General features: G+C 70.5%; 16 protein-coding genes and 1 pseudogene. 10 read left to right on the top strand and 7 right to left on the bottom strand.

All coding sequences use genetic code 11. The features are described from left to right. Nucleotides 1-3 precede the first annotated feature (3 nt). Nucleotides 4-558, bottom strand: a complete 555-nt coding sequence (abmR, locus tag ABT186_RS07305; RefSeq protein ID WP_351233303.1) for an ATP-binding transcription factor AbmR — start codon at nt 556-558, stop codon at nt 4-6. 372 nt (nt 559-930) lie between these two features. Here abmR and ABT186_RS07300 point away from each other — a divergent pair, with 372 nt between their 5' ends. Further along, complete coding sequence (locus ABT186_RS07300; protein WP_351233301.1) at nt 931-1,368, top strand: protease inhibitor; 438 nt, start codon at nt 931-933, stop codon at nt 1,366-1,368. A gap of 135 nt (nt 1,369-1,503) precedes the next feature. Here the strand turns inward: ABT186_RS07300 and ABT186_RS07295 are convergent, their stop codons facing one another. Continuing rightward, nucleotides 1,504-1,875: an STAS domain-containing protein gene (locus ABT186_RS07295; protein ID WP_351233299.1), complete on the bottom strand. Its 372-nt coding sequence runs from the start codon at nt 1,873-1,875 to the stop codon at nt 1,504-1,506. Between the two features lie 268 nt (nt 1,876-2,143). Here ABT186_RS07295 and ABT186_RS07290 point away from each other — a divergent pair. Beyond that, a pseudogene (locus ABT186_RS07290) lies at nt 2,144-2,257 on the top strand (VOC family protein); the annotation flags it as partial. 70 nt (nt 2,258-2,327) lie between these two features. Here ABT186_RS07290 and ABT186_RS07285 read toward each other — a convergent pair. Next, nucleotides 2,328-4,565, bottom strand: a complete 2,238-nt coding sequence (locus ABT186_RS07285) for a beta-xylosidase/alpha-l-arabinosidase (RefSeq protein ID WP_351233297.1) — start codon at nt 4,563-4,565, stop codon at nt 2,328-2,330. A 282-nt stretch (nt 4,566-4,847) separates the two neighbouring features. On the opposite strand from ABT186_RS07285, the gene ABT186_RS07280 reads away from it, so the two are divergent. The 4 genes from ABT186_RS07280 to ABT186_RS07265 all read left to right on the top strand — a co-directional run bounded on the left by ABT186_RS07280 (nt 4,848) and on the right by ABT186_RS07265 (nt 9,183). Next, the gene (locus ABT186_RS07280; RefSeq protein WP_351233328.1) at nt 4,848-6,140 is read left to right on the top strand and encodes an extracellular solute-binding protein; all 1,293 of its coding nucleotides are present in this window, start codon (nt 4,848-4,850) and stop codon (nt 6,138-6,140) included. Nucleotides 6,141-6,146: 6 nt separating this feature from the next. Next, entirely contained in the window at nt 6,147-7,145 is a 999-nt protein-coding gene (locus ABT186_RS07275; RefSeq protein ID WP_351233295.1) for a carbohydrate ABC transporter permease, read from the top strand. Next, nucleotides 7,142-8,011: a carbohydrate ABC transporter permease gene (locus ABT186_RS07270; RefSeq protein ID WP_351233293.1), complete on the top strand. Its 870-nt coding sequence runs from the start codon at nt 7,142-7,144 to the stop codon at nt 8,009-8,011. The genes ABT186_RS07275 and ABT186_RS07270 overlap by 4 nt, the downstream gene beginning before the upstream one ends. A gap of 107 nt (nt 8,012-8,118) precedes the next feature. Further along, nucleotides 8,119-9,183 (top strand): endo-1,4-beta-xylanase, encoded by a 1,065-nt coding sequence (locus ABT186_RS07265; protein WP_351923996.1) that lies wholly within the window; start codon nt 8,119-8,121, stop codon nt 9,181-9,183. A 51-nt stretch (nt 9,184-9,234) separates the two neighbouring features. Here the strand turns inward: ABT186_RS07265 and ABT186_RS07260 are convergent, their stop codons facing one another. Then, the gene (locus ABT186_RS07260) at nt 9,235-10,287 is read right to left on the bottom strand and encodes a LacI family DNA-binding transcriptional regulator (RefSeq protein ID WP_502973151.1); all 1,053 of its coding nucleotides are present in this window, start codon (nt 10,285-10,287) and stop codon (nt 9,235-9,237) included. Between the two features lie 300 nt (nt 10,288-10,587). Here ABT186_RS07260 and ABT186_RS07255 point away from each other — a divergent pair, with 300 nt between their 5' ends. After that, the gene (locus tag ABT186_RS07255; protein WP_351237046.1) at nt 10,588-11,451 is read left to right on the top strand and encodes a Cof-type HAD-IIB family hydrolase; all 864 of its coding nucleotides are present in this window, start codon (nt 10,588-10,590) and stop codon (nt 11,449-11,451) included. A 28-nt stretch (nt 11,452-11,479) separates the two neighbouring features. On the opposite strand, the gene ABT186_RS07250 is transcribed toward ABT186_RS07255, so the two are convergent. Continuing rightward, on the bottom strand, nt 11,480-12,706 hold the full coding sequence (locus ABT186_RS07250; RefSeq protein ID WP_351237048.1) for a PP2C family protein-serine/threonine phosphatase: 1,227 nt from the start codon (nt 12,704-12,706) through the stop codon (nt 11,480-11,482). A gap of 89 nt (nt 12,707-12,795) precedes the next feature. Further along, a complete protein-coding gene (locus ABT186_RS07245; RefSeq protein WP_351237050.1) occupies nt 12,796-13,800 on the bottom strand; it encodes a zinc-binding alcohol dehydrogenase family protein in 1,005 nt (334 codons plus the stop codon). A 136-nt stretch (nt 13,801-13,936) separates the two neighbouring features. On the opposite strand from ABT186_RS07245, the gene ABT186_RS07240 reads away from it, so the two are divergent. The 3 genes from ABT186_RS07240 to ABT186_RS07230 all read left to right on the top strand — a co-directional run bounded on the left by ABT186_RS07240 (nt 13,937) and on the right by ABT186_RS07230 (nt 16,002). Further along, nucleotides 13,937-14,734, top strand: a complete 798-nt coding sequence (locus ABT186_RS07240; RefSeq protein ID WP_351237052.1) for a VOC family protein — start codon at nt 13,937-13,939, stop codon at nt 14,732-14,734. A 75-nt stretch (nt 14,735-14,809) separates the two neighbouring features. Continuing rightward, nucleotides 14,810-15,496, top strand: a complete 687-nt coding sequence (locus ABT186_RS07235) for a ribonuclease H family protein (RefSeq protein ID WP_351237054.1) — start codon at nt 14,810-14,812, stop codon at nt 15,494-15,496. A gap of 62 nt (nt 15,497-15,558) precedes the next feature. After that, the gene (locus ABT186_RS07230; protein ID WP_351237056.1) at nt 15,559-16,002 is read left to right on the top strand and encodes a PPOX class F420-dependent oxidoreductase; all 444 of its coding nucleotides are present in this window, start codon (nt 15,559-15,561) and stop codon (nt 16,000-16,002) included. A gap of 27 nt (nt 16,003-16,029) precedes the next feature. Here the strand turns inward: ABT186_RS07230 and melC2 are convergent, their stop codons facing one another. Continuing rightward, nucleotides 16,030-16,854 (bottom strand): tyrosinase MelC2, encoded by an 825-nt coding sequence (gene melC2, locus ABT186_RS07225; RefSeq protein ID WP_351923994.1) that lies wholly within the window; start codon nt 16,852-16,854, stop codon nt 16,030-16,032. Between the last annotated feature and the right edge of the window lies 1 nt (nt 16,855).

Below are 16,855 nucleotides of genomic sequence, written 5' to 3'. Positions count from 1 at the left end.
CGCTCACTCCTCCTCTGCCGGTGGGCCCCCCTTGGGCTCCGTGTCCGGTCCCTGGGCACGGACGCGTTGCACGTGTTCCAGTGATTCGCGCAATTCCGTGAGCCAGTCGTCGGTGTGCCTCTGCACCAGGCGCACACACCAGGCGAGTGCGTCGCTGCGGCTGCGGGCCACGCCGCCGGCGATGAGCGTGTCCAGCACCAGGCGCTCGGGCTGGCGCAACCGGGTCATCACGGGCGCCGCGACATGCGTGAACAGGGCGCGCTCACCGCCGCACTCCACGCCCCAGGAGACCTTCTTGCGGAACCGGTGCTCCGCTTCGCGTGCCACCGCGATCCGGTCCTCGCGGGTGCGCTCGCGGAACTCCTGGATACGGGCCGCGACGGCCGCCTCCTTCTCGGCGGCCGAGGTGCCCTCGGCGAGCCGTGGCTCGGGGATGCGGCCGACGACGGTGATCTCCTCACGGTCGACCGTGACCTCCACCAGGCTCTCGAACAGATCGTCGGGCAGGCGGCCGGCGAACCAGCCGCGCAGCTTCTCTCGCTGCTCTTCGGTAATCATGTAATGACGATTACTCCGTTGCGTGGCAGAAGCAAGGGCTGTCCGGCGGTGTTTGCCGTGGGCAGAAGACGGCGCTTACTGCGGCGCTAAGCGGAATGTTTCAGGCCGATTGCCGAGCCGTACAAATCCGGCCAGTAGGTTGCTCGAGGCGATCGGCAACCGCACCGTTCCGGGGCTCGCGCGATCGGATTCTGTTACTTCACGCCACTGATTCAATACTCAAAGTTACTGAAATGTGTGGGGTCGATGTGAGTTTCGTGCGCGGACTCGGCAGACTCGCGCACGCCGAACCGGCACACGACCGGGCCGGCTCCGGCATACGTACGACCGGAGCCGAACCGTCACTCCGATACGAGCGGAAGGATGCACACAATGCCGAACACCGCGCGCTGGGCAGCGACCCTCACCCTGACGGCCACCGCCGTCTGCGGCCCCCTGACCGGGTCCGCACTCGCCGCCCCGAACGCCGCCCCCGCCTCTCTCTACGCCCCCTCGGCGCTCGTCCTGACCGTGGGTCATGGCGAGACCGCCGCCCTTGCCACACCCCAGCGCGCGGTCACACTGACCTGCGCCCCCACCGCCTCCGGGAGCCATCCGGCCGCCGCCGATGCCTGCGCCGAACTGCGCGCCGCCGGTGGCGACTTCGAAGCGCTTCTGTCGATCAGGGAAGGCGCCCTGTGTACGAAGCAGTACGATCCCGTGGTCGTCACCGCGGAGGGCGTCTGGCAGGGCAAGCGCGTCGCCTTTGAGCACACCTTCGGCAACCAGTGCGTGAAGAACTCCTACGGGACCTCCGTCTTCGCGTTCTGAGGACCGGGATCGCGTGGTTCTCGCGAGCGTGTCGAGGGCTCGTAGCTGGGGAGTGCGGGCCCGGTCGCGGTATGCCACGTGATCTCGCACCAGGGGCCGGCCAGGCGGAGTGGGGCCGCCGGCCGGCCCCTGGAATCATTCGGACGTGGGGGACTCTTTGTCGGGACTCGGCAACTCCGGGAGTGGCGGGAAGCGTTTGAGCAGGCCCGCTGCGCGCAGCAGCCGCGGGATGCGGTACCGGTCCGACACCAGCCGGAGCCGTCCGCCGCGCTCCCGCGCCCTGGCCTCCGCCCGGCACAGGACGCGCAGGCCCGAGCAGTCGAAGAAGACGACGGGCCGCAGGTCGACCAGCACATCGGGCGCGGGCCGACCGGTGGCCGCCTCCAGATGCTCGGCCACGGAGCCCGCCGACGCCATGTCGATCTCGCCCGACACCTCGACCACTGTGAACGGGCCGAGGGCGTAGCTACGGGCGAAGGGGTTCGCCACCACCGGTTCGGGGGACATGTCGGCTCCACCTCGGCAGGGGAGTGCGCATTTGATCTCGGTAGGTACCCCGGTCCACGCGGAAACATCCCTCTCAGCGCCTCGGCAAGATCTAGTTCACTCGACCAGGTGAAGTTCGGTCGCTGGGTATTGACTGCTTGGTGGGCCCCGCCTTCCAGCGCATTCGCCCCACCGGTCAACCGTTCGTTCTCGCGTGTCAGTGGGAGTCGTTGATGGCCGTTCGCCGCGTCGTACCCAACATCATGTCCGAAGCCTTGCCGGAGAGCCACGCGAGAGCGGTGCGGAGATCGTGCACCCCCTGCGGGACGAGGAATGGGGAGTGCGCCGGTTCTTCGTCCGCGACCCCAACGGCCGAGTGGTCAACGTGCTGAGCCATCGATAGTGCGTTGCCCGCAACCGCGCGGTGACGGTGGGGCCCGCCGCGGTCCCCTGCCGCGGCGGGACCCACCGCGCTACTTCACGCTCACCTCGCACCCGAACCGACGGTCGTGCCCCACCACCCGCTTCTCGCCCGTGAGCGTCAGTGCGACGCTGTGGCGGACGTTCGTGCTGGAGGCGGAGAGGTCGACCAGTACCGGGCCGGGTTCGACGATGCGCGTGCCGTCGGGGCCGGTGTACGCCGCCGCATCGGCCGGGACCGTGACATGGACCTCCGCGGCTTCCTGCGGCCGCAGCGGCACCCGCGCGTAGCCCACCAGACGGTTCACCGGCCGGGCCACGCGGCCCACAGGGGTGCGGAGATAGACCTGCACGACCTCCGTGCCCGCGCGGTCACCGGTGTTGCGGACGGTGAGCCGCAGGGTGGTCTCGCCGTCCGTGGCCGGCAACAGGTCGTCGACGTGTGGTGCCTCCCAGTCGAAGCGTGTGTACGACAGCCCGTGGCCGAAGGGGAACAGCGGCGTCGGGTCGATGGAACTGGCGCCGCTCACACGGCCGAGCGGCGGCGCGAGATACGTCCAGGGCTGGCCGCCGGGGTGGCGCGGCACGCTCACCGAAAGCCGGCCGGACGGGTTGACCCGGCCCGACAGCACCCCGGCGACGGCCCGGCCGCCCTCCTGGCCGGGGAAGAACGCCTGCACCACGGCGGCCAGTCGGTCGGCCCAGCGGCCCAGGGCATAGGGCCTTCCCGTCAGCAGGACCAGGATCACCGGGGTACCGGTCTCCAGCAGGGCGTCCAGCAACTCGTCCTGGCCCTGCGGCAGTCGAAGGTCCGGTGCGTCGCAGCCCTCGCCCGAGGTGCCGCGCCCGAACAGGCCCGAGCGGTCCCCGAGGACCGCGACGCACAGGTCCGCCCCGGCGGGATCGGAGACGAGGTCGGCGCCCGGGAACTCGGCGCGCAGTGCCTCGCGTACCGTCGGCACGTCCACGCCCATCGGCAGGTCGGGGTGTTCGACACCGACATGGCGCGGGAACGAGTAGCAGCCCATCATCCCGGCGGGATCGTCGGCGAGCGGGCCCACGACCGCGATCCGTCCGCCGTCGCCGAGTGGCAGGACACCCCCCTCGTCCGCGAGCAGCACCACCGACTCCTCGGCCAGTCGCGCCGCCAGCTCCCGCAGCCGCGGCGGATCGAGATCGAGGACCGGCGGGGGCTGAGGCGCCCAGTCGGGGTCCAGCAGGCCGAGTTCGCACTTCTGGGTCAGCACGCGCAGCACCGCCCGGTCGACCGACGGCTCGGGCACCTGCCCTGCCCGGACCGCCTCCAGCAGAGGTGTGCCGAAGCACCGTACGGCGGGCAGTTCCACGTCCACACCCGCGGTCAGGGCCAGCGCGCCGGCCTGGCCGGGAGAGGCCGCCACGTGATGGGCGCTCTCGAGGAAGGAGATGCCGAAGTAGTCGGCGACCACCGTGCCCTCGAACCCCCAGAGATCACGGAGAAGGTGGGTCAGGAGCGGCGTGTGGGCGTGGGCCGGCAGCCCGTCCAGGTCGTTGTAGGCGGCCATCACCGAGCTCGCTCCGCCGTCGCGCACCGCCATCTCGAACGGCGGCAGGATCACGTCTGCCAGCTCCCGCGGGCCGATCGACACGGGCGCGTGGTTGCGGGCACCGCGTGAGGCGGAGTAGCCCGCGAAGTGTTTCAGCGTGGCGATGACACCGGCCGACTGCAGGCCGCGTACGTAGGCGGTGCCGATGGTCGCGACCAGATACGGGTCCTCGCCGATGGACTCCTCCGTACGGCCCCAGCGGGGGTCGCGCACGACGTCCAGTACAGGTGCGAGCCCCTGGTGCACGCCCGCTTCGCGCATGCCGTCCCCGATGCCCGCCGCCATCTCCGCGACCAGTTCGGGGTCGAAGGAAGCGCCCCAGGCCAGCGGCGTCGGGAAGACCGTGGCACGCCAGGCGGTGAAGCCGGTCAGGCACTCGTCGTGCGCCAGCGCGGGGATGCCGAACCGGTTCGCCGCCGCGATCCCGCGCTGCAGGTCCGCGAGGCGCGCCGCGCCCTCCGCCGGGTCGACCGGGGCGGTACCGAACGGCCGGGTCAACTGGCCCAGGCCGTGAGGCAGCAGGGCGCCGAGGTCGACTTCTTCGGACAGCTCGTGCTGGAGGGGTGCCACGTCCTCGCCGCCGGCGGTGGAACCGGGCCACACGCTGGACAGCTGGGCGAGTTTCTCCTCCAGGGTCATCCGGGCCAGCAGTTCGGCCGCGCGTACGGGGGCGGGCAGCGTCGTGTCCTGCCAGGGCTGGACCATGGAACTCCTTGATCCCAGGGTGTTTCCGGAATCCTTCAGAAATTCTCGGACTGACGTGATCGGAAGTTACGGGGCTGCCTTGGCGCTGTCAACGCCCACCAGAGCAGCCGTGGTTGCCGTCAGATTGGCGGTGCACAGGGGGTTGCCACTCTTCAGAGGCTGTCTCTAGGGTGCGGCAGCAGTGCCCTTTCCGGAGCGTTTCGGAAACTTTTCAGTCAGGCTGTTGTGATCACCCCTGCGGACGGATGTGGACGCTCCGTCCCGTACCCCAAGGAGCACATGATGGGCGACCCGGCTCTGTCCCGCCGCGGCTTCCTGGCCGCCTCCGCCGCCGGTGTGGGAATGGCGGCACTGAGCGCCTGCGGAGGCGGCGGCTCGGACGGAGGATCGTCGGGGACGACCACGATCGAGTGGTGGAACATCACCACCACCGAGCCGGCGAAGGGGGTTTGGGCCTCCCTCGCCCGGCAGTTCGAGGCGCAGAACCCCAAGGTGAAGATCAAGATCGTCTCGCTGGAGAACGAGGCGTACAAGTCGAAGATGACCGCGCTGACCGCCTCGGGGAAGCTGCCGGACATCTACCACACCTGGGGCGGCGGTGTCCTCAAGCAGCAGGTCGACGCCGGGCTCGTCGAGGACCTCACCGACAGCACCAAGGCGTGGTCCGGCACGCTGATGTCCGTCGCGAAACAGCCGTACCTCCTGGACAACAAGGTCTACGGCATCCCCTTCGACATGGGCATGATCGGCTTCTGGTACAACAAGGCGCTCTTCAAACGGGCCGGCATCAGTGCGCCCCCGACCACCTGGAGCGCCTACCTCGACGCCGTACGCAAGCTGAAGTCCGCCGGCATCACGCCCATCGGCCTGGCAGGCAAGGAGAAGTGGCCCGGCATGTTCTACTGGGCCTACCTCGTGATGCGCACGGCCGGTCTCGACGCCCTGCAGAAGGCGGGTGACAGCAAGGACTTCACCGGGGCCGGGTTCGTCGAGGCCGGACAGCACCTCAAGGACCTGGTCCAACTCGAACCGTTCCAGAAGGGGTTCCTCGGCGCCGCGTACTCCACCCCCACCGGCGAAGCCGCCGCGGTCGGCAACGGCAAGGCCGCCATGGAGCTGATGGGCCAGTGGGCACCACAGACACAGAAGAGCGCCGGCAAGGGCATCGGCAGCGACCTCGGCTTCTTCCCGTTCCCCGCGGTCGAGGGCGGAAAGGGCTCGATCACCGAGGTGTTCGGCGGAGGCGGCGGCCATGGGGTGCGCAAGGGCGCACCGCAGGCGGCGGTCGACTTCCTGAAGTTCTTCGCCTCCGCCACCACCGACCGCACCCTGGTCACCAAGACCGGTGTCATCCCGGTGGTCACCTCGGCCGAAGACTCCCTGGCCGACCCCAACCTGAAAGCTGTGAACCAGCAGTTGAAGGGAGCCACCGGCTTCCAGCTCTACCTCGACCAGGCGTACGCGCCCGCCGTCGGCCAGGAGGTCAACGACAGCGTCGCCGCCCTCATCGCCGGCTCCAAGTCGCCCGAGCAGGTCACCCAGTCGATCACCAAGGCCGCGAAGGAAGAGCAGTAGCCGTCGATGACCTCCACCTTCCTCCCCGACAAGCGGTCGGGTCCCGGCGTCGCCCTCCCGCCCCCGGCCGCGACCGCGGCCGGCGGGCGGGCCCGGCGGCGCGCGCTGCACTGGCTCACCGCGGTCTCCTTCCAGTTGCCCGCTCTGGTGCTGTTCGGCACGCTGGTCCTGCTGCCGCTGCTGTTCGCCGGGTACGCCGCGTTCTTCCGGTGGGGCGGTTTCGGCCTGCCCTCCGACTACACCGGCGCCGACAACTTCACCCGGCTCTTCCAGGACCCGGTCTTCCTGGGCGACCTGTGGCGCTGCCTGGTCATCGTGGTCCTGTCGCTCGTACTGCAACTGCCGTTCGCGCTCGCCCTGGCCGTCCTCCTGAGCCAGCGGCTGCGCGGCCGGGCCGTCTACCGGATGCTGTTCTTCGCCCCGTACGTCCTGTCCGAGGCCATCACCGGCGTCCTGTTCGGCATGATCTTCGCCCCGGACGAGGGGCTCGCCGACCACCTGCTCGGCGACTTCGGCCTCGGCAGCCTCGGCGGCAAGTGGTTCTCCGATCCCTCCACCGTCATGGCGACCCTCTTCCTGGTCATGACCTGGAAGTACTTCGGCTTCCACATGATGCTCTACCTTGCCGGACTGCAGGCCATCCCGCCGGAGTTGACCGAGGCGGCGCTGATCGACGGCGCCGGGCCCTGGCAGCGGTTCCGCAGCATCACCCTGCCGCTGCTCGCGCCCACCCTGCGCATCAGCGTCTTCCTGTCCGTGATCGGGGCGATCCAGCTCTTCGACCTGGTGTGGGTGGTCACCACGGGCGGCCCCGACCACCACTCGGAGACCATGGCCGTGACCATGTTCCAGTACGGCTTCAAGCGTTACCAGGTCGGCTACGCCAGCGCGATCAGCGTGGTCATGTTCGGCATCAGCCTCCTCTTCGCCCTCGCCTACCAGCGCTTCGTACTCCGCCGCGACCTAGAAGGAGCCACCACCACGATGCGAGGAGGCGGCGCATGACGCTGACCAAGGCCGCGCAAGCCGCGCGACGGCCGCGCAAGGGCGCCACCCGCACGCGCACCCTGCCGGTGCATGTCGTGCTGGTCGCCGTGGGCGCGGTGATGGCCGTGCCCGTGCTGTATGCCCTGCTCTCCGGCTTCAAGTCCACCGACCAGCTCTCCCGGAACCCCATCGGACTGCCCGATCCCTGGGTGACCTCCAACTACACCGGCATCCTCGGCTCGGGTGCGTTCTGGCGGATGATCGGCAGCAGCACACTCATCGCGGTGGCGACGACCGTCCTCGTCGTCGCGGTCTCCGCCCTCGCTGCCTTCTCCTTCGCCCGGTTCGCCTTCCGGGGCCGTGAGGTGCTGTTCACGCTGTTCACGCTCGGGCTGATGTTCCCCTTCGCGGTGGCGGCCCTGCCGCTGTTCCTGCTGCTGCGCTCGATGGACCTGCTGGGCAACCCGCTCGGCGTGATCCTCCCGCAGGCCGCCTTCGGACTGCCGATGACCATCGTCATCCTGCGCGGTTTCTTCCGGCAGATCCCCGGCGAACTGGAGGAGGCGGCCACCCTCGACGGCTGCGGCCCGTTCGGCTTCTTCTGGCGGGTGCTGCTGCCCATGGCGCGGCCGGCGCTCGGCACCGTCTCCGTCCTCGCCGTGGTCGGCAGCTGGAACAACTTCCTGCTGCCGCTGCTCGTCTTCAACGAGCCGAAGTGGTGGACCATCCCCGTCGGCGTCCAGCAGTTCCAGGGCCAGTACGCCCAGGACACGGCCCGCGTCTTCGCGTACCTCGTCCTGGCCATGGTCCCCGCCCTCGCCTTCTACGCGGTCGCCGAACGCCAGCTCGTCGGCGGCCTCACCGCGGGCGCCTCGAAGGGATGACACGCCCCGCGGACGTACTGCCCCGCGGGCAGCGTTCGCCCCGTCGCAAGCGTTGCCCGCCGAGGCAGTACGGCTCAAGCACACACCTGACCGTGAGGAGTCGCACCATGCGCACGAAGACCTCGTCCCGCACCCGGCTCAGACTCGTCGGGGCCCTCGCCGCACTCCTGGTGTCCGCGGGTTTCGCCACCGGGCCCGCTGCACACGCCGCTCACCGCACGCCCACGCTCGCCGAACTCGCCCAGCGGCACGGCCGCTACTTCGGCAGCGCCACCGACAACCCGGAACTCACCGACACCGCCTACACGGCGCTCCTCGGCAGCGAATTCGACATGATCACCCCCGGCAACGGCATGAAGTGGTACGCCACCGAGCCCGAGCAGGGCGTGTTCGACTGGACCAAGGGCGACGAGATCGTGAAGCTCGCCCGCAGGAACCACCAGAGGGTGCGCGCCCACACCCTGGTGTGGCACAGCCAACTGCCCGGCTGGCTCACCTCACACGACTGGACGGCCGCCGAGCTGCGGGCGATCCTCAAGAAGCACATCACCACCGAGGTGCGGCACTACCGAGGCAAGGTCTACTCCTGGGACGTCGTCAACGAGGCCTTCAACGAGGACGGCACCTACCGCGAGACCATCTGGTACAAGACGCTCGGCCCCGGCTACATCGCCGACGCGCTGCGCTGGGCCCACCAGGCCGACCCACACGCCAAGCTGTACCTCAACGACTACAACATCGAGGCGACCGGCCCCAAGAGCGACGCCTACTACCAGCTGGCCAAGGACCTCAAGGCGCGCGGAGTCCCGCTCGACAGCATCGGTTTTCAGGCCCATCTCGCCCTGCAGTACGGCTATCCGTCGACCCTGGAGGAGAACCTGCGCCGGTTCTCCCGGCTCGGCCTCGACACCGCGCTCACCGAGGTTGACGTGCGTATGCAACTGCCCGCGACCGAGGCCAAGCTGGCCGAGCAGGCGACCTGGTACCGCGACCTGACCGAGGCGTGCCTGGCGGTGCGCCGGTGCGTCGGAGTCACGGTGTGGGACTACACCGACAAGTACTCGTGGATCCCGGCGGTCTTCCCCGGTGAGGGCGCCGCGCTGCCGTGGGACGAGCAACTCCGGCCGAAACCCGCCTACGTCGCGCTGCGGGAGGCGCTCGGCGGGAAGTGACGACGCCCCGCACGGTGGCCCGGCGGTGTTCCGCACCGCCGGGCCACCGCGTCAGCTGCCTTTTCGCGGCGGCGCCGTGCTGGCCCGCACCACCAGCTCCGTGCCCAGCTCCACGCGCGGCGAGTCGGGCTGCTCGTCCCGGGCCAGCCGCAGCACCGTACGGACGGCCAGTTTGCCCATCTCCGCCAGCGGCTGGCGCACGGTGGTCAGCGGCGGAGCCGACCAGCGGACTTCCGGAAGGTCGTCGAAACCCACCACGCTCATGTCCTCCGGCACCCGCAGCCCGCGCCGGCGCAACGCCTCGATCGCGCCGAGGGCCATCTGGTCGCTGGCCGCGAAGACGGCGGTCGGCGGCTCGGGAAGATCGAGAAGGGCGTTGCAGCCCGTGAACCCCGACTCGTGGTAGAAGTCCCCGGGCACGATGAGTGATTCGTCCACGGCGATCCCGGCGCCCTCCAGCGCCGCCCGATAGCCGTCCAGGCGGGCGCGTGAGCACAGCAGTCGCGGCGGGCCCGCGACCAGGCCGATCCTGCGATGGCCGAGGCGCAGCAGATGCTCGGTGGCGGCCATGCCGCCCGCCCAGTTGGCCGCGCCGATGGTCGGGGCGTCCAGGGCGGGGGAGCCGGCCGGGTCGACGACCACGATCGGCACGCCCAGGATGCGCAGTTCCTCGTGCAGGACGGGCTCCAGCACCGAGGTGACCAGGATGACCCCGTCGGAGGCCCGCGCCCGCAGGTTCTGCATCCACTCGCGGGCGTCCCCCGAGCGTCCGTGGATCGCCGAGACCACCGTGCCCACTCCGGCGGCGTGGGCGACCTCCTCGACACCCCGGATGATCTCCACGGCCCAGGGACTGTCCAGGTCGTTGAAGACCAGGTCGAGAAGGGCGGCACGGGTGCCGGACGCCGAGGCGCGCTTGCGGTAGCCGTGCCGGCGCAACAGGTCCTCGACGCGGGCCCGGGTCCCCGGCGCCACGTCGGAGCGGCCGTTGACCACACGGGACACGGTGGGCACCGAGACACCGGCCTGCCGGGCGATCTCCGTGATCGTCACCTTGCCCTGCGCCTCCGGTGCCTCCTCCGCGTCGGCCTCGTGCGCTGCCAATTGCCCCACCTCCGTTGAGGGTTTCCTCACTGCGCCACCACCGGTCCGGGACGCGCTCTCGAAACTTTGCAGAAGTCTTCCGGAAAACCGGCGGTCGTGTGAAGCCATGAGAGGGACGCGTCCGTGCGGTTCCCGAGCTTACGCAGGGAGCGTTCGGAATCTCGACCGAGATCCGTCCCGGTAGCTCCCGTGGGAGTCGGCGTGAAGGGAGGGCCCTCTAGGATGGCACCGACGAACGAGGCAACGGCGCCGAGGACAGGACCGAGCCCACCCCTCCCCCTCCCGCGCAGAAAGCAGGACATGTCCGCCACGCCCACGTGTCTCCCCACCACACCCGAGCTCCCGAGCGATCCCGTCGACATCCGGCTCGTCGTCACCGACATGGACGGCACACTCCTCGACGGCGCCGGACGGATCCCCGAGGACCTGTGGCCGCTCCTCACCGAACTACGCCGACGCGGTGTGCTCTTCAGCCCGGCAAGCGGCCGGCAGTACGCCACGCTGGCCCGGCAGTTCGCCGAGGCGAGTGACGGCATGGTCTTCGTCGCCGAGAACGGCACGTACGTCGTACGCGACGGAGTGGAGCTGAGCTCCGACCTCCTCGATCCCACGGTGGCCGCCCGGGTCGTCGGGACCACGCGGCGGCTCGCTGCCGACGGAGTGGATGTCGGGGCCGTCCTGTGCGGAAAGAAGTCCGCTTACGTGGAGCGGACCGACGACGCCTTCGTGACCGAGGCGAAGCGTTACTACGCCCTGCTGCAGACGGTCGAGGACCTCACCACCGTCGACGACGAGTTCCTCAAGGTGGCCCTCTTCGACTTCGGGCCCGTCGAGGAGACCACCGCACCGGCCCTGAAGCCCCTCACCGCCACCCACCAGGTCGTCGTCTCCGGCCAGCACTGGGTGGACATCATGAGCCCCACCGCCAACAAGGGCGCGGCCATACGCAGGCTCCAGCGCGACCTGGGCATCACACCCGCGCAGACGATGGTGTTCGGGGACTACCTCAACGACCTCGAAATGCTCGACGCGGCCGAGTGGTCCTTCGCCATGGCCAACGCCCACCCGGAGGTGATCCGGCGGGCCCGTCACCTGGCGCCGCCCCACACCGAGAACGGCGTCCTGCGCACGATCACCCGCATGCTGCACCTGCCCACGCCCTGAGGCCCGACGGGGGGATCCGGGCGGCGGCTCACGACCCCGGACGGCGGATGCGGGCGGCCATGACCGCGACGTCGTCCTCCGCGCGGCGGGCGTCGAGACGGGCGAGGAGGTCCGTGAGCAGTTCCTCGGTGCTCGCCCCCGGCCGCAGCCGCAGCCCCGCCAGCCGGGACAGGGAGACGTCGATGTCCTCCTCGCGCCGCTCCACGAGACCGTCCGTGTACAGCAGCAGAGTGTCGTCAGGCGTGAGCGCCCGGGTGGCCGGCTCGTAGCCGCCGATCCCCGTCCCGAGCGGAGGCCCGACCGGCACGTCCAGCAGTTCGCCGGTCCCGTCCCAGCCGAACACGGCGGGCGGCAGATGCCCGGCGCTGGCCAGCGACGCCATACTCCGCGCCGGGTCGATCTGGGCGAGCAGACAGGTGGCCGGAGGGCGGGTGCCGTCCTCGGCGACGGCGGTGTCCAGCCCGCGCAGCACCCGATGGGGCGGCAGATCGGCGGAGGCGATGTAGCGCAGCATCGACCGGTAGGAGTTCATGTCGACCGCCGCGTCCAGACCGTGCCCCATGACGTCGCCCATCACCAGCAGGGTCCGCCCGTAGTGCAACCGCACCGTCTCGAACCAGTCCCCGCCCACGAGGGTGCCGCCGCCCGCGGGCAGATAGCGCGTGGCCAGGTCCAGGTTCGGATGGGGCCGCCCCGGCTCGGCCAGCAGCGCCTGCTGGAGGCGGAGCACCGTGCCGCGCATGTCCGTGTACCGTCGCGCGTGCGCCAGGTGAACGGCCGCCAGCCGGGCCGCGAAGCCGGCGACTGCGCTGTCCCGGTCCGAGAACGACGCGCCCTCCCGCACGGCCAGCAGCACCCCGTGCACCCGGCCGTGACCCAGTAGCGGCACCGCCATGGCCCGTCGCGGGACACCCCCGGACAGGTCCGTCGAGGCGGTGACCGGATGCCCCTCGTCGAGTGCCTGCACGGGCAGGGGGCGAGCTTCCCCGGTCGCGGTCCATGGCATGAGCAGTTCGGTCGGGCCTGTCGTCGCCACCCGCTCCAGGACCGGCATCGTCGGCGGCGGCGCGGAGGAGACGTCCTCGGGCAGGAGGTCCACGGCGGCGGCGTCGCACACCCGCCCGCACACGAACGCGGCCAGCTCCTCGCAGGTGGTCCGCTCGTCGAGCGTCGTGCCGATCGACTCGAGGGCGTCCTCCACACCATGCGGCGGGTCCGAGGCGGCGCCGTACGGCGGGTCTGCTGCGTTTTCCACGCCCACAGCGCACCTCCGGCCCCCAGACGTCTCCGAGTCCATCCACGCACGTGACAGCGATGCGCGCACCCTGGTCGGCGCCGCCCGTTTCAGAGGTCGTTCACCAGTACGGCCGCCCCGTCGAAGCGCCCCGCCTTCAGATCACCGAGGGCCTTCAGCGCCTGGGACAGCGGATACGGGTGCGTCGTCGCCCGTACTCCGTACCGGGCGGCGAGTTCCAGGAACTCCCGGCCGTCGCGGCGCGTGTTCGAGGTGACGCTGCGCAGCTCCTTCTCGTAGAAGAGCTCGCTCTCGTAGTGCAGCACGGGGACATCGGTCAGATGGATGCCCGCAACCGACAGCACCCCGCCGCGGTCCAGGGCCCGCAGCGCCACCGGCACGAGATCACCGACCGGTGCGAACAGGATCGCCGCGTCCAGCGGCTCCGGCGGCGTGTCGTAGGCATCGCCCGCCGACGCGCACCCGAGGTCGAGCGCGAGCCGCCGGGAGGCCTCGTCCCGCGTCAGAACGTGCACGGTGGCACCTTGAGCCAGGGCGACCTGTGCGCACAGGTGGGCGCTGCCGCCGAACCCGTAGAGCCCGAGACGCCCGCCGGATGGCAGCGACGCCCGCAGCAGCGCCCGGTAGCCGATGATGCCCGCGCACAGCAGGGGCGCCAGAGCCAGGTCGTCCACGTCGGCCGGCAGCCGGTAGGCGAAGTCGGCCGGCACGGTCGTGTACTCCGCGTACCCGCCGTCGGCGTCCCAGCCGGTGTACAAGGAGCCGGGGCACAGGTTCTCGTGCCCGCGCACGCAGTACCGGCACGTGCCGTCCGTACGGCGCAGCCACGCGACCCCCACCCGGTCGCCGACCGCCCATCCGCTCACGGCCGCTCCCGTTCCGGCCACCTCGCCCACGACCTCGTGCCCGGGGGTCACCCCCGGCCGGTGCACCGGCAGGTCCCCCTCGGACACGTGCAGATCCGTACGGCACACCCCGCAGGCCCGCACATGCACCAGCAGCTCGCCGGGCTCCGGGACCGGGACCGGCCGTTCCACGAACCGCAGCGGCTCCCGCTCGACGGGACCCGGCCGGTCCACCACCCATGCGCGCATCGCCTCTGCCCCGTTCCGTCCACCGCTGTCCCCGTTCCAGTGTGGGACAGAACCGCACTTCGGCGCGCGGCGCGACCCCGGCGTGACTAGCGTGAGGAACGAACCCCAACCGTCGAACCGGGGAAGGTCGAACGCCATGGCGGTACAACCCGAGGGAACGCCCTGTTGGGCCGACGCGATGTTCACCGATGTCGAGGGGGCCAAGAGCTTCTACGGCGACGTACTCGGCTGGACGTTCGGTGAGGCGTCGTCCGAGTACGGCAACTACACACAGGCGTACGCCGACGGCAAGGCGGTCGCCGCCGTCGTACCGCCCATGCCCGGGCAGGAGGGCCAGTCCGCCTGGTGCCTGTACTTCGCCGCACCCGACGCCGCCGCGACCGCGCAGAAGATCAGGGACAACGGCGGCGAGGTGCTGATGGAGCCGATGCAGGTCGGCGAGTTCGGCACCATGGCGCTGGCCCGCGACCCGGGCGGTGCCGTCTTCGGCGTCTGGCAGGCCGGCCTTCACGAGGGCTTCGAGGCCAAGGGCGTGCCCGGCGCGTACTGCTGGGCCGAGGTCTTCACCCGTGAGCCGGAGAAGTCCGACGCGTTCTTCCCCGCCGTCTTCCCGTACCGCGGCAAGCAGCTCGAGGACGAGGCGGTCGACTTCCGGATCTTCGAGCTCGGCGGCGAGCCGGTCCTCGGCCGGATGAAGATGACGGACGACTTCCCGCCCGAGGTCCCGCCGTACATCAACGTGTACTTCACCGTCGACGACTGCGACGCGGCCGTCGACCGGGCGACCAAGCACGGCGCCATCCTGCGGTTCGGGCCGATGGACAGCCCGTTCGGCCGGTTCGCCGCGCTGAGCGACCCCCAGGGCGCCAACTTCTCGGTCATCGACATCACCACCACCAAGGGTCAGATGCCGACCATGACGGAGGTGTCCTGACCGCAGCGCTCGGGCTGCGCCTCCTCGACAGTGAAGGCGCCCGACCCGGACCCGGAGGCGTGGCCGGAGCGTGGCATGATCAGAGGCATGCCTGAACGTGTTGTGGCCGCCTGCGACGGGGCTTCGAAGGGGAACCCCGGACCTGCCGGATGGGCCTGGGTCGTCGCCGACGACGACGAGATCCCCAGCCGCTGGGAGGCCGGCCCGCTGGGCAAGGCCACCAACAACGTCGCCGAACTCACCGCGCTGGAACGTCTGTTGGCCGCGGTCGAGCGGGACGTCCCGCTGGAGATCCGGATGGACTCCCAGTACGCGATGAAGGCCGTCACCACCTGGCTGCCCAACTGGAAGCGCAACGGCTGGAAGACCGCAGCCGGAAAGCCCGTCGCCAACCAGGACCTGGTCGTGCGCATCGACGAGCTGCTGGACGGCCGTGAGGTGAAGTTCCGCTACGTTCCCGCGCACCAGGCCGACGGCGACCGCCTCAACGACTTCGCGGACCGCGCCGCCAGCCAGGCGGCCAGCGTCCAGGAACCGGCGGGCAGCGCCTTGGGCTCCCCGGAGCCGCCACCGTCGGCCGCCCCGGCCGCCGCCCCGGCCCGCCGGGGCGCACCCGCCCGCAAGCGCACCACCAGCCGTACGATCAAGGCGAAGTTCCCGGGCCGCTGCGTCTGCGGCCGCTCGTACGCGGCGGGCGACCCGATCGCCAAGAACGCACAGGGCTGGGGCCACCCGGAGTGCCGCACGGCCGGCGACGACTAGGGCCTGCCTTTCGGCTCGGCTCGGCGTGGCGGGCGTGTCCTTCCGGCCGCCACTCTCGTTGAGTGGACGTGACGAACCGGAACAGCCCTCTGCCGCGGGAACTGCGGGACCTGATCGAATCCGGCCCCATGGCTCACCTGAGCACCATCAACCCGGACGGGAGCCCGCAGGTGACCGTCATCTGGATCGGGCTCGACGGCGACGAGGTCGTCAGCGGTCATATGGCGCGGCATGTGAAGCTGCGCAACATCGAGCGGGACCCGCGGGTCGTGTTGTCCTTCGACGCGCCGCGGGTACCCGGCGTCCTCCTGAACGAGTACGCGGTGCTGCGGGCGCGGGCCACCGTGCAGCCGAGCGACGGCACATGGGACCTGCTCAACCGCCTGGCCAAGGTCTATATGTCCCCCGACGCCGAGTTCCCGGCGCCGAAGGGACCCGGCTACATCGTGCGCTACTCCGTCGAACGAGTCGGCGGCGTCGGTCCCTGGGCGTCGGCCGCGCGCTGAGCCGCGGCCGACGCCACCGGCGCGGCCTCAGTCGGCGTCGAACGTGTAGTACGCCCTGTGATCCAGCAGATCCGCGGGGCGCACGTCGTTCCACGGCTTCATCGGTTCGTTGAGGTCGACGACGTCCGGAGTGCCGCCCACCGGCAGATACCCGGAGGCCGGGTGCCGGCGCTGCCACTGGGCCCACAGCTTGTCTATGAAGGCGTGGTGCAGCCAGAAGACCGGATCGTTGGGGGAGACCCCGGTGGCCATCTGGCCGCCCACCCACACATGGACGCGATTGTGCAGGTTGACGCCCCGCCACCCTTCGAGATGGTTGCGGAAACCGTCCGAGGCGCTGTTCCAGGGAGCCATGTCGTACGTGGACAGCGCGAGCACCGAGTCGACCTCGGCCCGCGTCGGCAGTTCGAGTCCCCCGTCGCCGAGCGAGCGTCGCAGATACGTACGGCCGTCCACGCGCACGGTGATCGGCCAGTTACCCCCGGCAGCGGCGAACGGCCCGTCCATCACCCGGCCGTCCCTGGTGCGCCCGTTGCCGCCGAGGAAGTCCGGCGCCCACAGTGAGGAGCGCGGAGAGCGATCGGCCGTCCAGTCCCAGTACGGCAGCGCGACCGATGAGTCGACGGACTGGAGCGCCCGCTCGAACTCGATCAGGAATCTGCGGTGCCAGGGCAGGAACGACGGCGAGCGGTGACCCGTCCGTTCACCGGTATCGGTGTCGCCGGTGATGAAGCCGTTGTGGGTCGTGACGAAGGCGTCGTAGCGGCCACTGCGCTTGAGCTCCACGAACGCGGCGACCAGCCGCAGCTTCTCGTCGGCAGTGAGGTTCGCCTGGTTCTTGCGTACGGTCATG

This window comes from Streptomyces sp. NPDC001634 (genome assembly GCF_040298185.1).
Lineage (GTDB): Bacteria > Actinomycetota > Actinomycetes > Streptomycetales > Streptomycetaceae > Streptomyces.
The sequence above is the reverse complement of the archived record's forward strand: the minus strand, read 5'-3'. Positions and strand labels throughout refer to the sequence as shown.

What these genes read in the sequence shown, in the direction of transcription:
- ABT186_RS07280 (WP_351233328.1), top strand. Translation starts at nt 4,848, where the DNA reads ATGGGCGACCCGGCTCTGTCCCGCCGCGGCTTCCTGGCCGCCTCCGCC.
- ABT186_RS07265 (WP_351923996.1), top strand. Translation starts at nt 8,119, where the DNA reads ATGCGCACGAAGACCTCGTCCCGCACCCGGCTCAGACTCGTCGGGGCC.
- ABT186_RS07270 (WP_351233293.1), top strand. Translation starts at nt 7,142, where the DNA reads ATGACGCTGACCAAGGCCGCGCAAGCCGCGCGACGGCCGCGCAAGGGC.
- ABT186_RS07300 (WP_351233301.1), top strand. Translation starts at nt 931, where the DNA reads ATGCCGAACACCGCGCGCTGGGCAGCGACCCTCACCCTGACGGCCACC.
- ABT186_RS07295 (WP_351233299.1), bottom strand. Translation starts at nt 1,875, where the DNA reads ATGTCCCCCGAACCGGTGGTGGCGAACCCCTTCGCCCGTAGCTACGCC.
- ABT186_RS07285 (WP_351233297.1), bottom strand. Translation starts at nt 4,565, where the DNA reads ATGGTCCAGCCCTGGCAGGACACGACGCTGCCCGCCCCCGTACGCGCG.
- ABT186_RS07235 (WP_351237054.1), top strand. Translation starts at nt 14,810, where the DNA reads ATGATCAGAGGCATGCCTGAACGTGTTGTGGCCGCCTGCGACGGGGCT.
- ABT186_RS07240 (WP_351237052.1), top strand. Translation starts at nt 13,937, where the DNA reads ATGGCGGTACAACCCGAGGGAACGCCCTGTTGGGCCGACGCGATGTTC.
- ABT186_RS07275 (WP_351233295.1), top strand. Translation starts at nt 6,147, where the DNA reads ATGACCTCCACCTTCCTCCCCGACAAGCGGTCGGGTCCCGGCGTCGCC.
- melC2 (WP_351923994.1), bottom strand. Translation starts at nt 16,854, where the DNA reads ATGACCGTACGCAAGAACCAGGCGAACCTCACTGCCGACGAGAAGCTG.
- ABT186_RS07255 (WP_351237046.1), top strand. Translation starts at nt 10,588, where the DNA reads ATGTCCGCCACGCCCACGTGTCTCCCCACCACACCCGAGCTCCCGAGC.
- abmR (WP_351233303.1), bottom strand. Translation starts at nt 558, where the DNA reads ATGATTACCGAAGAGCAGCGAGAGAAGCTGCGCGGCTGGTTCGCCGGC.
- ABT186_RS07245 (WP_351237050.1), bottom strand. Translation starts at nt 13,800, where the DNA reads ATGCGCGCATGGGTGGTGGACCGGCCGGGTCCCGTCGAGCGGGAGCCG.